Below are 14,217 nucleotides of genomic sequence, written 5' to 3'. Positions count from 1 at the left end.
ATTGAAAAAGGATTGGAGCATTATGGCTAAAGATAGTTTAGAAGCATGGAAGATTTGGAAACAAGCACAACAAAAGTATGATTATTTTATTGTCGGTTTAACCACAGCACTTCTTGCATATCTCGGAGGAAGTTTTTCTCCAGAGCCCTTCGCGTTCTCGCAAAATACTTTTGAGCTAATATCTCTCACGTTTCTCTTGGCATCAGTTGTTACTGGAATATTAAAACTTGAAAGTGATCTTTCAGTTCAATCAACAAATTTAAGGAAAGTAGAAGCACAAGAACAGCTAGATGTGGTTAATAAAATATTGAATTTCCCCTCTAGAAGCATAGATCTAGACACTGGGATGGAAATTTCTTTAACCGAAGCCAAAGAAAGACAAAATATTCTTCAAGAATTTATTTCAAAAGCTGGAAAAGGGCTCAATAAGGTCGGAAAAAAGAGTGAGAGGCTTTTTATAACTCGAAATATATTTTTACTTTTGGGGTTATTGTGTTTGATTATTTCTAAATTTATCAGCCTCTGTGTTGTGTACCAGAACGTATAGAGTTTGAGTATCTGCTTTCCCTGGGGGCCATGCAGATTTTCAGCTTCAAAAAACGATGAAGTTATGACTATCTCTCAGCTTTAAAATCGATCATAAAATTTAGGTTGGTCGGTGTTGCCCCTCTAAACCCCAACAATCAGCTTTTGTTATAAAACCATTTGTTTCGACTTAATGTCGAGTCAGGGGAATGAGTGCCCATTCCCCTAACAACCCCAGGGCACCCCTTGTGTTGGCCTGCGGCTCCACTGCGTTGCGTTTTTTGTCAGGGAGACTCACCAAACTCGCTGCGCTCAAACAGGTAAGTCTCTAATCCTGACAAAAAGCCGCTACTCGTCAACACAAAAGGGGATATTGGTGCTCATCTCAAAAATTGAGTGCTTAATTTAGGATTTGGAATTGTTGGGTTTCGCAAGCTCTACCCAACCTGCCCTGGATATAAGCCAACTTCCACCCAGTTCATCAATCAATTCAAGCCTTAAGCCGCATTCAACGCCTTACTCGGCACAATCTTAATCGCCACAAACTTGGACGTCGGAGTAAACGTTTTATCCCCATAACTATCCAACGGCACCAACGGATTGGTTTCAGGATAATATGCTGCCGCCTGTCCGGCCGGGATGTCATAACTGAGAATGGTAAAATTACTGACACGGCGTTCTTTTCCATCATTCCATAACGAATAAATATCCACTTTCTGGCCGTGTTCCAGCCCCATACGCTGAATATCCGCTTCATTGGCAAAGATCACATCCCGCATGCCATACACGCCCCGATACCGATCGTTGAGGCTGTAAATGGTGGTGTTGTATTGATCATGTGAACGCATGGTCTGCAGAATTAAATCGGCTTGTTCTCCACTGTCGGTTATCTGCGAATGCAACAGGGTTTCTGGCAATTGATTAGCCATAAAACGTGCCTTGTTAGTGCTGGTTTGCCACTTACGTTCGGCTGCTGGATTTCCCAGATAAAAACCACCCGGTTTAGCAATTCGTTCGTTAAAGTTTTCAAAGCCCGGAATCACCTCGGAGATAAGATCGCGAATACGATCATAGTCTTCAATCAACCAGTTCCAGTCGACCGGCTGTTTACCCAGGGTGGCCTCGGCGATACCGGCAATAATGGCGGCTTCCGATTTCATTAACGGTGAGAATGGTTTGAGCTGTCCGTAGGAAATATGCACCATACTGAAGGTATCTTCGACGGTAATGCCTTGTTTGCCACTTTTTTGATAATCAATTTCTGTTCGCCCCAGGCACGGCAAAATCAATGCATCCTTACCGGTCACCAAATGACTGCGATTGAGCTTGGTGGAAATATGCACTGTTAACTCACAGTTTTGCATGGCGGCATGAGTTCTTGGTGTATCGGGTGCGGCCTGAACAAAGTTACCACCCAGTCCAAAAAAGACCTTGATTTCGCCCTGCTCCATCGCTGCAATAGCTTGTACCGTGGTGTGACCGTGTTCACGCGGTACCTTGAACTGAAAGCGTTTTTCCAAAGCATCGAGAAACCATTCCGGTGGTTGTTCATCAATGCCCATGGTGCGGTCACCCTGGACATTACTGTGGCCACGCACCGGCGATAGGCCGGCACCAGGTTTGCCCACATTGCCACGCAATAATTGCAAGCTGATGATTTCCTGAATGGTCGATACCGAATGTACATGTTGTGTAATCCCCATCGCCCAGCACATAATCACGCGATTGGCTTTGCGGTACATATTGGCGGCCATTTCAATCTCAGCCAAACTCAGACCGGATTGTGTTTCTATATGCTGCCAGCTAGTATTGTCCAACACCGCTAAGTAATCATCTACACCACTGGTGTGTTCGGCGATAAAGTCACGGTCAAATACGGCGGCACCATCATTTTCCAGTGCTTCTTTCTCCCACTGCCAAAGAAATTTGGCCATACCACGAATAGCAGCAAAATCTCCACCCAACGCCGGTCTGAAGAAAGCAGTATTGGTCGGTTCAGAATCATTTTTGAGCATTTCCAGTGGATTTTGTGGATGTTGGAAACGCTCCAGGCCACGCTCTTTCAAAGGATTAAAACAAATCACCTGGGCACCACGTTTAACCGCTTCGCGTAATGGCTCAAGCATACGAGGGTGATTGGTACCTGGATTTTGGCCGATAACAAAGATGGCATCGGCATGTTCAAAATCTTCAAACTCAACCGTGCCTTTACCCACACCCAATGCTTCAGACATACCGATACCACTGGCTTCGTGGCACATGTTTGAACAATCTGGGAAATTATTCGTGCCCACTGCACGGACAAACAATTGATAGAGAAACGCGGCCTCGTTACTGGCCCGCCCCGAGGTATAAAACTCGGCCTGATGAGGAGAATCCATATTGTTAAGATGCTGTGCGACCAATTCAAAAGCTTGAGGCCACGTCGTTGGTTCATAGTGATCTTTTTCTGCGTTGTAACGCATGGGATGGGTGATGCGGCCTTGAGATTCCAGCCAATGATCACTTTGTTGTAACAGTTCGCAGATGCTATGTTTGGAAAAAAAGGCCGGATCAACCCGACGACTGGTAGCTTCCCAGTTCACCGCCTTGGCGCCATTTTCACAGAATTTGATCATGCCTTTTTCAGGCGTCTCGCCCCAGGCACATCCGGGACAATCCAGACCATGATCCTGGTTGGTTTTCAGCATGGCACGAATGTTATGCATGGCATTTTTACTGCCTAGCCAATTCTTGGTCACGCTGACTAAAGCCCCCCAACCTGCTGCCGGACCGTTATACGGTTTGTAATGACTCAAAATTATTCTCCGGGAAATGAAAATATATAGAAGCCTCTAATCAATGCTGTAAAAAAACAGTATTGAAAGATCTGTAAATATGATTCGCGCTAATGTGCTTTTAGAAATCTGAACGCTGACTATTGCCGAACATGAATACTAATATATGCAACATTAAACATAATTTGGATTGATACAATGATTTAATAAATTATAACGATAATAAACACTTGCAATCAATAAAGATCGTCTCTTCTAAGAGTTAAATCCCGTCCAACCTTAACTTAAAATATGTTTTTTATTTCATATTAAATCAGGCAATAAATTTAATATTGTTTGAGAGTTCAAGATCCAGCTTCAAAACAACAATATTTATTCAGCTTGCGTTTTATCTTGTTCACCCCAATATAGGTTTAATATGCTTAAATAAAGCTGTGAAGTCAGTCAGTTGGAGGTTGTTATGGCTGGAGGATGGTCTCGTGATGGCGCGGTGCAGGATCAGATTGATGCCAGTGTTGAAGACGGTATTCAACAGGCACGTTCCCGTTTACCTAAAGGCGAAAGCCTGACGCATTGTGAAGAGTGTGATAAGGAAATCCCTCAGGCACGCCGTGAGGCGGTGCCAGGTGTTCGCCTCTGCGTGAAATGTCAGGAAATGATTGATAAGGAAAACAAGACTGCCAGTCTGTTTAACCGACGTGGCAGTAAAGACAGTCAATTACGTTAGGCGCATTTCAACGTTATAACAGAGCACTTCGGTGCTCTTTTGCTTTTCAGTACTGCATTGTGTAAAGCTGTGCTGTGGATTTATTTTGCAGTTCACAAGAATTTGATATTAGCCAGTTTAAAGTCTGACATTGAAGGACTGGTGCTTTATCTGGCCCACTTTTAGAGAAATATAAAATGAAAAAATTATTACTGGCATTACCTTTTATCTTTGCTGCGCAATTAGCTCTGGCAATTGATGAGCAGGATGAAAAAAACTATACAACAAACTACACCACACAATTAAAACCTATGGTTGTGCAGCAGTTGAATGCTGCCAGACCGGAAATGACGGCAACCGCTGTTGAGTCAGAAGCCAATGCCTATGTCATGAGAATGGCGAGTTGCCAGTTGAATGCCTTAAAAGATTTCCCGGAAGTTTATCGTGACAAAGCCATTTTGCCGGTAGCAGGGGGAGCAGATTTAGCTCAAACAACTCAAAACCTGAACCAAACCATTCTGCAGGATATTGAAGCGGACAAGCTAACCAAAGATCAGGCAACAAGAATGATTGTCACTGCTCAGGAATCCGTACAAATTTGTATGAATTCGTAAAAGTCAGATTCCTGAGTTCATAAAAAAGGGCCTTTCGGCCCTTTTTTGTTTATGCGGCAATGCCGGTATGACGCAAAAGCGCATCTATCTGCGGTTCACGTCCACGGAATTCAATAAACAGTTCCATCGGTTCGCGGCTGCCGCCCTGCTCCAGAATGGCTTCCAGGAATTCCAGGCCGGTTTGCCGATCAAAAATGCCCTTCTCTTCAAACTTGGAGAAGGCATCTGCTGACAACACTTCTGCCCATTTGTAGCTGTAATACCCTGCGGCATACCCACCAGCAAAGATGTGGGCAAAGCTGTGAGCAAAACGATTGAATTTGGGTGGCTTGACCACGGTCACTTCATTACGAACCTGTTCAAGAATTTTCTCGACCTGATTCGGCTGATTCGGATCAAATTCCAGATGCAAACGGAAATCAAATAACGAAAATTCCAGCTGACGTAACATCATCATCGCGGACTGGAAGTTACGTGCAGCGATCATTTTGTCGAACAATTCATCAGGTAGTTTTTCACCGGTCTGGTAATGGCCGGAAATCAAATCCAGCGCCTCACGTTCCCAACACCAGTTTTCCATAAACTGGCTTGGCAATTCAACAGCATCCCAAGCCACACCATTGATACCGGAGACACCGGCATATTCAATTTTGGTCAGCATATGATGCAGGCCATGACCGAATTCATGGAACAGTGTTGTCACTTCATCATGGGTGAACAAAGCTGGTTTATCCCCGACGGGCTCAGAAAAATTACAAGTCAAAAAGGCGACAGGAATCTCAATGCCATTGGCTGTACGACGGCGTGCTTTGCATTCATCCATCCAGGCGCCACCGCGTTTATGCTGACGAGCATATAAATCAAGATAGAACTGAGCACGAACGCTGCCGTCTTCAGCAACAATTTCAAAAAAGCGCACGTCTTTATGCCAGACATCCACATCATTACGTTCGCGAATATCCAGACCATATAGACGATTCACCACGGCAAACAGACCACTGACCACTTTGTCTTCCGGGAAGTACGGTTTGAGTTCTTCCTGTGAAATCGAATAACGCTGCTGACGCAGTTTCTCAGCAAAATACGTGACATCCCAGGCTTCCAGCTGGCCTTGATCGGCAGTCACTTTGGCAAAAGCCCGTAATTCGGCATATTCATTTTCGGCAATCGGTTTGGAACGCTTGGCCAGATCTTGCAGGAAATCCAGAACCTGTTGCGATGACTGGGCCATTTTGGTGGCCAAAGAACGCTCTGCGTGATTGGCAAAACCCAGCAGATTAGCCAGTTGATGCCGCAGATTGAGAATATCCAGCATCACATCCGTGTTATCCCATTTACCGGCATGTGGACCTTGATCGGATGCTTTGGTGGCAAACGCGGTATACATTTCTTCACGTAATTCACGGTTATCGGCATACGACATCACCGGCATATAAGAGGGAAAATCCAGCGTAAACAACCAGCCTTCGAGTCCTTCACGTTTGGCCATTTGCTCGGACATTTCTATGGTAGACGGCGGCAGACCTGACAATAAAGATTCATCAGTGATATGTTTGCGCCAGGCATGGGTCGCATCGAGCAGGTTTTCTTCAAATTTGGCGGTGCGTTCAGTCATTTTCTGTGACAGTTTTTTAAACTCATCACGTTGTTGCTGATCCAGCTCAACACCGGACAAACGAAAATCACGCACGGCGTTATCAATAACTTTTTTCTGTGCCGTATCCAATTTCTGATATTCAGCGCCTTCGGCAATGGCTTTATAGGCTTGATACAGCGTTTCATTCTGGCCCAGCTCGGTAGAAAACTCGCTGAGTTTTGGCAGACAGGCGTTGTAAGCCTGACGCAGTTCTTCTGAGTTGACCACCGAATTCATATGACTGACTGGTGACCAGACACTGTCAATCAGGGCATCCATATCTTCCATTGGTTGTACCAGGGTTTCCCAGGTGGGCTCTGTCAGTGTGCTTAAAATCGTGTCGATTTTATTGCGTGCAGTGCTCAACGCATGATCAATTGCGGGCTCAACATGCTCGGCTTTAATGGCGGAAAATAGTGGTAAATGGTGATTTTCCAATAGTGGGTTGGTCATATTTATGTCCTGATTAAGTTCGGTATCGCCCGCAGTATGGTGCGTGGAGATTGTGTCATGGTAACGCAACAAAACAGTCATCACACTGCAATATCTAATAGATAAGGTTTGCTCAGAATTTTAAGTGAATGAGTGCCTTATGCAAACACAACTAAGTCACAAGCAAAAGCTGAAAGTTCGCACCGTGTTTATATCGGATATCCATCTTGGCTTCCGAGGCTGCAGTGCCGAGCTCCTCCTTAACTTTTTACATAATGTGGAATGCGACTATCTTTATCTGGTCGGCGATATTATCGACGTCTGGGAAATGAAAAAACGCATGTACTGGCCTCAGGAACATAATAACGTGGTTCGTACCCTGCTTGGTAAAGCCAAACACAATACCAAGGTGATATTCGTCCCCGGCAACCATGATGAGATTCTGCGGGATTATGATGGTGCGGTGTTCGGTAATGTGCAAATCCATAATGAAATTATTCACACCACGGCCGATAAACGGAAGCTATTAATCATTCACGGCGATCAATTTGATAGCGTGGTAAAAATTTCGCCAATGCTGGCGAAAATTGGCAGTCGATTGTATGAATTTTTGTTGCGTGCCAATCGCTGGGTCAATTACTTCCGTCGCAAGATGGGCTTTACCTACTGGTCACTGGCGGCGTTTCTTAAACACAAAGTCAAAAATGCGGTGCAATACATCAGCAACTTTGAAGAAGCTGTGGCACATGAAGCGTCAAAACAAGGCGTTGATGGTGTGGTCTGCGGGCATATTCACCGGGCTGAAATTACCCGAATCCAGAATATCGATTACTACAATTGTGGTGACTGGGTAGAAAGTTGTACGGCATTGGTGGAACACCCTGACGGCCAGATGGAAATCATTCCCTGGGCGGAGTTATTTAATCAGCAAGTATTGATTGCCAAAGCCGCCTGATGAAACTGGTTATCGTGACGGATGCCTGGGAGCCCCAGGTCAACGGCGTAGTGCGTACTCTGGGCAAGACCCGTGATCATCTTCAGGAAATGGGTTATGAGGTGATCATGATCACCCCGCTGAATTTTAAAACTATTCCCTGCCCGACGTATCCCTCAATTCGTTTAGCGTTACTGCCATATCGAAAACTTTCTAATATGTTGGAAAATCTGCAAGCCAATGCAGTGCATATAGCGACTGAAGGCCCATTAGGTATGGCTGCCCGGCGCTGGTGTTTAAAACATAAAATTCAATTTACCACCTCATTTCATACCCAGTTTCCAGAATATTTACGTCTGCGTTTGCCTGTTCCACTCCGCTGGAGTTATGCCTGGTTACGCCGCTTTCATCGGCCAGCGGCGAGAACTTTGGTACCAACCGTTTCACAACAGCAACGATTGCAACAACATGGTTTTCAGGATGTGTATGTCTGGGGCCGTGGTGTGGATACACAGATCTTTACGCCCGATAACGCCAAAAAATTTGATTTACCCGGACCGGTTTTTATCAATATGGGACGTGTGGCGGTGGAAAAAAACATTGAAGCTTTTCTGGATCTGACGTTACCCGGCAGCAAGGTGGTGATTGGCGATGGCCCGGATTTGGAGATGCTGCGCAAACGTTACCCCGAGGTTCTGTTTACCGGAGCCAAATTTGCAGAGGAACTGGCGGCCTGTCTGGCAGGTGGCGATGTATTTGTTTTTCCCAGCCAGACTGATACCTTTGGTTTAGTGATTCTTGAGGCCATGGCATGTGGTTTGCCCGTGGCTGCTTTTCCGGTTACGGGTCCGAAGGACATTATCATTGAGGGCAAAACCGGCGAGCTTGACTGGAACTTGCAAACAGCTGCTTTAAGTGCGCTGAATCTGCAAAAAACCGATTGCATTGCTTATGCTCGCGAAAATAGCTGGCAGAAATGTAGCGCCGTATTTGCGAGTTTCATGTATGACAATCAGCCAGCTATTCCAACCCAAACAGCGCAAATACTCAGTCAGAAAAGCTGAAACATTCTCATTCTCATGTTGCAAAGTGACAACATCGTCATACTTTCTTGGTATTCGTACAACAGAATACTTGATTAGCCGGGAACTGCCGTGAGATTATTCCCGTTAAATTTGTTTCAGGGAATGCCGCAATGTTCGACTCAAAATATTTTTTCAGATTCAGCCTCATCAGCATGGTTGTTCTGTTTACCGGTTGTGCCACTACACAATATAACGATGAGCGTGATCCCTTCGAGAGCTACAACCGTGCAATGTACAAATTCAATGACACGGTTGACCGTGCGGTTCTGAAGCCTGTAGCCAAGGGTTACGATACTGTTGTTCCTGATGCCATCAGCTGGGGTGTCAGTAACTTTTTCAGCAATCTGAATGATATTACTGTTGCCATTAACAGTCTGTTGCAGGGTAAATTCAGTCAGGCTGCGGATGATACCGGACGTTTCCTGTTAAACAGTACCGTGGGTGTAGCCGGTATATTTGATGTAGCAGGCCATGCCGGCAACAAAAAACGTAATGAAGACTTTGGTCAGACATTAGGTGTCTGGGGTGCTGAACCCGGCGCTTACATAGTATTACCGTTTTTTGGTCCACGTACGGTACGTGACTCATTCGGTTTAGTGGGTGATATGTTTACTGACCCGGTGATGTATGTTGAAGGTCCGGGCGCACGTAACGCATTAGTCGGAACCCGTGTGGTGGATACCCGCGCCAATCTGTTAAAAACGCAACGTGTATTAAGCGAAGCAACAGATGATGAATATGCCTATGTTCGCAACGCTTATCTGCAACGTCGCCAATACCTGGTTTACGATGGTAATCCTCCAAACGATGATGATTTCGATCTGTTTGATGATGAGTAATTCTTCAACCCAATCGCTATAATAAAAAGAGCCGGATTTATTCCGGCTCTTTTTTTATTTTCACGACACCACCACCGGTTATGAAATGACTTCTTTATTATTTACCATCGCGATTATCAGTGGTTTTGTACTGCTGATCTGGGGTGCAGATAAATTTATTGATGGCGCTGCTGGTATTGCATCCAATCTCGGTGTTGCCCCACTGATTGTCGGGTTAACTATTGTTGGATTTGGTACCTCGGCTCCGGAAATGATGGTATCGGCATTAGCCTCATTTGATGGTGCTCCGGCACTGGGTATTGGCAATGCCATTGGCTCGAATATAACCAATGTCGGGCTGGTTTTGGGCCTCACAATAGTCATTACCCCACTGGCAGTTCATTCCGTTACATTACGAAGAGAATTTCCGGTACTGGTGTTTATTATGTTTCTATCCCTGCTGCTGTTGCTCTGGGATATGGAACTGGATCGTATTGATGGTGTTATTCTGTTTTCGGGGTTTCTGCTGACGCTGGCTGGTATGGCCTGGCTGGCAGTGAAAAGTGCGCAGGATGACCCACTCAAAATTGAATTCACCAAAGAATATTCCCAGCCGAAACTGTCGCTGAAAACATCCATCCTGTTATTTTTTATCGGCCTTGTTTCCCTGCTGGCAGGTTCAAAACTGTTGGTCTGGGGAGCCACCGGCGTCGCCCAGTTACTGGGCATCAGTGAATTGGTCATTGGTCTGACGGTCGTGGCTATTGGTACCAGCCTGCCGGAACTGGCGGCGTGTATCGCTTCCGCATTAAAAAATGAACATGATATTGCCGTTGGTAATATTCTTGGCTCAAATATCTTTAATCTACTGGCTGTACTTGCCATGCCGGGGCTCATTCAACCATCAAAAATAGATACGCTGCTGATAACGCGTGATTTTAGTTTTATGATTGGTCTGACGATCGTGCTGTATTTCTTTGCACGATTTTGTTTGAAGGGCAGATTGGGCCGTCCGGTTGGTTTGTTGCTATTACTGGTTTATGCAGGCTATATAAGTTTGCTGGCCTACCAAGGTGTGCATAACGGTATATGAAAATAGATGCGGAAAAATTAAAAATGCTGGCGCTGGCGGTGATTGATACCGAGCTGGAAGCGGTGACATTACTGCGAGATCGGATTGATGATGACTTTGTCCGCGCCTGTGAATATCTGTTGCAGTGTCAGGGGCGTATTGTAGTTATTGGCATGGGTAAGTCAGGTCATATCGGCAGTAAAATTGCCGCGACCTTAGCCAGTACCGGCAGTCCGGCATTTTTTGTTCATCCCGGTGAAGCCAGCCATGGTGATTTGGGCATGATCACCGATAAAGACGTCGTACTGGCGTTGTCGAATTCCGGGGAAACTGCCGAAATTCTGACGATATTGCCACTGATTAAACGCCTTGGCGTACCGTTAATCACCATGAGTGGCCGGATGGATTCCACACTTTCATCATGTGCTGATGCCAATATTAATGTCAGTGTGAACAAGGAAGCCTGTCCGCTGGGACTCGCCCCCACATCCAGTACAACCGTTGCTTTGGTCATGGGGGATGCCCTGGCCATTGCGTTACTGGAAACCCGCGGTTTTACCGCCGAAGACTTTGCCCTTTCTCATCCCGGTGGCAATCTTGGTCGACGTTTATTATTACGCGTCAGCGATATTATGCATACTGGCTCGGCGATTCCGCAGGTCAATGAACAGGCTTTATTACGTGAAGCCTTGATGGAAATGTCTAACAAAAGTCTGGGCATGACCGCTGTGGTGGATAATGCTGGCAAACTGGTCGGTATTTTCACTGATGGTGATTTACGTCGTGTATTGGCACAGGAAGTGAATATTCTCACCGCACCGCTGAAAGATCATATGACACGCCATTGTAAAACCGGTCAGGCTGAGATGCTGGCCGCCGAAGCATTACAAATGATGCAACAATACAAAATCAATGGGCTGTTGATTACCGATAAAAACCATAACTTAACGGGCGCACTCAATATGCACGATTTATTACGTGCGGGTGTGGTCTAATTTTCAGGAAAAAAACAATGCAAGATATAACGGCTCGTGCCAAACAAATTAAGCTGGTGATTTTTGATGTCGATGGTGTCCTGACTGATGGCAGCATCATCATTGGCGATGATGGTGAGGAACATAAAGCATTTAACTCTCGTGATGGCCATGGCATGAAACTGCTGCAGTACACTGGTGTCGATATTGCTATTATCACCGGGCGCACTTCGAGGGTGGTTGAGCATCGTATGCAAAGCCTTGGCATCAATCTGGTTTATCAGGGACAAAAAGTTAAGTTACCTGCTTTTGAAGAATTACTTAAAACGCTTAAGCTGAAGCCGGAACAATGCGCTTATGTTGGAGATGACTGGGTTGATTTGGCCATCATGAACCGAGTGGGTTTGGCGATTGCTGTGCAAGATGCTGATGCGGTTGTGAAAAAACATGCTCACTGGATCACTCCTTCCATGGGTGGAAAAGGTGCGGCACGTGATGTATGTGAATTTATTATGGAAGGACAGGGAACCCTGCAGGATCAAATTGAACGCCATCTTTAATATACCGGGTTATCTCAAAATTGCCCTACTGCTGATAGCAGTGGTCAGTCTTTGGATGCTGTTCAATAAACCAGAAGCCCCTCGAACGGAAGCCTCTGTGCATTACAGTATCGATTTTGGCATGACTGACTTCAAACTGACAGTAATGGATATCAATGGCAAACCTTCACGAGTCATTACCGGCGAAACGCTGTACCACTACCCGGAAAATGACCGTACCGAAATTTTCAACCCGACGACCCTGTTTATTGCACCGGAAAATAACGACTGGATAATTGAGTCAGATCATGCTGAAACTCAGGGTGAAGGCGAAAACATACTTCTCACCGGCAATGTTATTATTACCAATAAAGATCAACCGGAAATTCAGTTATTAACTGACATTCTGAATCTGGATACTGTTCATAATACAGCGTATACCGATCAGCCGGTGACCATGAAATCGCCACATGGAGATACCCATTCAGTGGGTTTCCATGCGGCTTTACAAGAAGAAACTATCAATCTGCACTCTAGGGTGAGAGGACAATATAATGCGCCACCTGTTAATTAATCTGCTCTGGGTTCTTGCTGCAATTCCGTCTATTGCGCTTGCCTTACCCAGTGATCGGGAGCAACCCATCAATATTGAAGCAGATCATGCGCAGCTTGATGATCAAACCGGTGTCACCCAATACAAAGGTGATGCTATTCTGACTCAGGGTACTTTACGTATTGAAGGCGACATCATTACTTTCTTTTATGATGAAAACCGTGAACTGGAAAAAGCCATTGCGGAAGGTAATCTCGCCACCTATGAACAGGTGCACAAGGAAGGCGACAAACCGGTTAAAGCCAAAGCCTTACAGATGGAATACCACGCCCGTACCCAACGAATTTATCTGGTAGGCCAAGGTTATGTCTGGCAATCAGGCGATGAATTCCGTGGCAATCATATTGAATATGATATTGATAAAAACATTGTTATTGCCAACTCCAGACCAGTCGAAGTCGATGGCCAGACACAATCCAGCGGCCGGGTTCATATCACTATTCAGCCTCCCGGTCAGCGTGAAAAAAACAAGACTCAACCGGCCAGACCAACCGCACCACAACCTCAGCCTTTAACAGAGGCACCGGAACAGCAATCGGAAATGAGTTATCCAACGGCGACCACTCAAACCACGCTGAATGTCAGAACCGGTCCCGGCACCCAATATGAACGTATTGGTGCCTTTATCGAAAACACAGAGGTGATTGTGCTGACCCGTCAACCCGAATGGATCCAAGTCAGAGGGATGAGTGGTGATAAAGCGATCATTGGCTGGGTCAGTGCGCGTTATCTGCAAATGAATCCTGAATAAATCACGGAAATTACATGAGTCAGCTTTCTGCAATGTCGCTTGCCAAGCAATTTGGCGATAGACAGGTTGTTAAAAATATTTCCCTTGAAGTAAACAGTGGTGAAATTGTCGGTTTGCTTGGCCCCAATGGAGCCGGAAAAACGACCAGCTTTTACATGATTGTCGGGTTGATCCCGGTCGATCACGGCAGCATTTTTCTCGATCAACAAGAACTCACCCATGAACCGATCCACAAACGTGCTCAATTGGGTATTGGTTATCTCCCCCAGGAAGCTTCCGTATTTCGTAAATTGTCAGTAGAAGATAATCTCTACGCCATTATTGAAACCCGCAAAAAACTGAGCCTCGACGCTAAACAGCAATTACTGGAAAGATTGCTGGATGAATTTCATATCAGCCATATTCGAAAATCGTTAGGCATGGCGTTATCCGGTGGTGAAAGACGCCGCGTTGAAATTGCCCGGGCATTGGCCATGGATCCTCAATTCATTTTGCTCGACGAACCCTTCGCCGGTGTTGATCCGATTTCTGTATTAGATATTCAGGGTATTATCAAAGCACTTGCTGAGCGAGGTATTGGCATTTTAATCACTGACCATAATGTTCGTGAAACATTGAGTGTCTGTGAAAGAGCCTACATCTTTAACGAAGGTGAAGTCATTTCCAAAGGTACACCCGATGAAATCCTGCAGGATAAGCGTGTACTCAGCGTTTATCTGGGACGGGACTTTCGCCTGTAGA

Annotated in this window: 14 protein-coding genes; 12 read left to right on the top strand and 2 right to left on the bottom strand. The window is 45.6% G+C overall.

The annotated features are described in order from the left end of the window. Window positions 1–22: 22 nt before the first annotated feature. Window positions 23–547: a hypothetical protein gene (locus B2337_RS02250; RefSeq protein ID WP_292414502.1), complete on the top strand. Its 525-nt coding sequence runs from the start codon at window positions 23–25 to the stop codon at window positions 545–547. 475 nt (window positions 548–1,022) lie between these two features. Here the strand turns inward: B2337_RS02250 and B2337_RS02245 are convergent, their stop codons facing one another. After that, window positions 1,023–3,323: an FdhF/YdeP family oxidoreductase gene (locus B2337_RS02245; RefSeq protein ID WP_292414503.1), complete on the bottom strand. Its 2,301-nt coding sequence runs from the start codon at window positions 3,321–3,323 to the stop codon at window positions 1,023–1,025. Window positions 3,324–3,762: 439 nt separating this feature from the next. Between B2337_RS02245 and B2337_RS02240 the strand changes: the two genes are divergently transcribed. Further along, a complete protein-coding gene (locus tag B2337_RS02240) occupies window positions 3,763–4,029 on the top strand; it encodes a DksA/TraR family C4-type zinc finger protein (RefSeq protein WP_292362053.1) in 267 nt (88 codons plus the stop codon). A gap of 176 nt (window positions 4,030–4,205) precedes the next feature. After that, entirely contained in the window at window positions 4,206–4,622 is a 417-nt protein-coding gene (locus B2337_RS02235) for a hypothetical protein (protein ID WP_292362052.1), read from the top strand. A gap of 49 nt (window positions 4,623–4,671) precedes the next feature. On the opposite strand, the gene prlC is transcribed toward B2337_RS02235, so the two are convergent. Further along, on the bottom strand, window positions 4,672–6,711 hold the full coding sequence (gene prlC, locus B2337_RS02230; RefSeq protein WP_292414504.1) for an oligopeptidase A: 2,040 nt from the start codon (window positions 6,709–6,711) through the stop codon (window positions 4,672–4,674). A gap of 139 nt (window positions 6,712–6,850) precedes the next feature. Between prlC and B2337_RS02225 the strand changes: the two genes are divergently transcribed. The 9 genes from B2337_RS02225 (at window position 6,851) to lptB (ending at window position 14,216) form a co-directional block, all read left to right on the top strand. Then, a complete protein-coding gene (locus tag B2337_RS02225) occupies window positions 6,851–7,645 on the top strand; it encodes a UDP-2,3-diacylglucosamine diphosphatase (RefSeq protein ID WP_292362050.1) in 795 nt (264 codons plus the stop codon). Then, the gene (locus tag B2337_RS02220) at window positions 7,645–8,688 is read left to right on the top strand and encodes a glycosyltransferase family 4 protein (RefSeq protein ID WP_292414505.1); all 1,044 of its coding nucleotides are present in this window, start codon (window positions 7,645–7,647) and stop codon (window positions 8,686–8,688) included. Before B2337_RS02225 ends, B2337_RS02220 begins: the two co-directional genes overlap by 1 nt. Window positions 8,689–8,819: 131 nt before the next feature. Beyond that, on the top strand, window positions 8,820–9,548 hold the full coding sequence (locus tag B2337_RS02215) for an MlaA family lipoprotein (protein ID WP_292414507.1): 729 nt from the start codon (window positions 8,820–8,822) through the stop codon (window positions 9,546–9,548). An 85-nt stretch (window positions 9,549–9,633) separates the two neighbouring features. Further along, complete coding sequence (locus tag B2337_RS02210; RefSeq protein WP_292362047.1) at window positions 9,634–10,620, top strand: calcium/sodium antiporter; 987 nt, start codon at window positions 9,634–9,636, stop codon at window positions 10,618–10,620. Then, window positions 10,617–11,594 (top strand): KpsF/GutQ family sugar-phosphate isomerase, encoded by a 978-nt coding sequence (locus tag B2337_RS02205; protein WP_292362046.1) that lies wholly within the window; start codon window positions 10,617–10,619, stop codon window positions 11,592–11,594. The genes B2337_RS02210 and B2337_RS02205 overlap by 4 nt, the downstream gene beginning before the upstream one ends. 17 nt (window positions 11,595–11,611) lie before the next feature. Further along, the gene (kdsC, locus tag B2337_RS02200; RefSeq protein WP_292362045.1) at window positions 11,612–12,133 is read left to right on the top strand and encodes a 3-deoxy-manno-octulosonate-8-phosphatase KdsC; all 522 of its coding nucleotides are present in this window, start codon (window positions 11,612–11,614) and stop codon (window positions 12,131–12,133) included. Next, window positions 12,117–12,686 (top strand): LPS export ABC transporter periplasmic protein LptC, encoded by a 570-nt coding sequence (gene lptC, locus B2337_RS02195; RefSeq protein WP_292362044.1) that lies wholly within the window; start codon window positions 12,117–12,119, stop codon window positions 12,684–12,686. Before kdsC ends, lptC begins: the two co-directional genes overlap by 17 nt. After that, window positions 12,667–13,476: a lipopolysaccharide transport periplasmic protein LptA gene (lptA, locus tag B2337_RS02190; RefSeq protein ID WP_292362043.1), complete on the top strand. Its 810-nt coding sequence runs from the start codon at window positions 12,667–12,669 to the stop codon at window positions 13,474–13,476. The genes lptC and lptA overlap by 20 nt, the downstream gene beginning before the upstream one ends. A gap of 14 nt (window positions 13,477–13,490) precedes the next feature. Continuing rightward, window positions 13,491–14,216 (top strand): LPS export ABC transporter ATP-binding protein, encoded by a 726-nt coding sequence (gene lptB / locus B2337_RS02185; RefSeq protein WP_292362042.1) that lies wholly within the window; start codon window positions 13,491–13,493, stop codon window positions 14,214–14,216. The last annotated feature ends 1 nt before the right edge of the window (window position 14,217 follow it).

The organism is Methylophaga sp. UBA3192 (genome assembly GCA_002363955.1).
Classification (GTDB): Bacteria; Pseudomonadota; Gammaproteobacteria; order Nitrosococcales; family Methylophagaceae; genus Methylophaga.
Note: the sequence above shows the minus strand (reverse complement) of the source record. Positions and strands in the feature narration are given on the sequence as shown.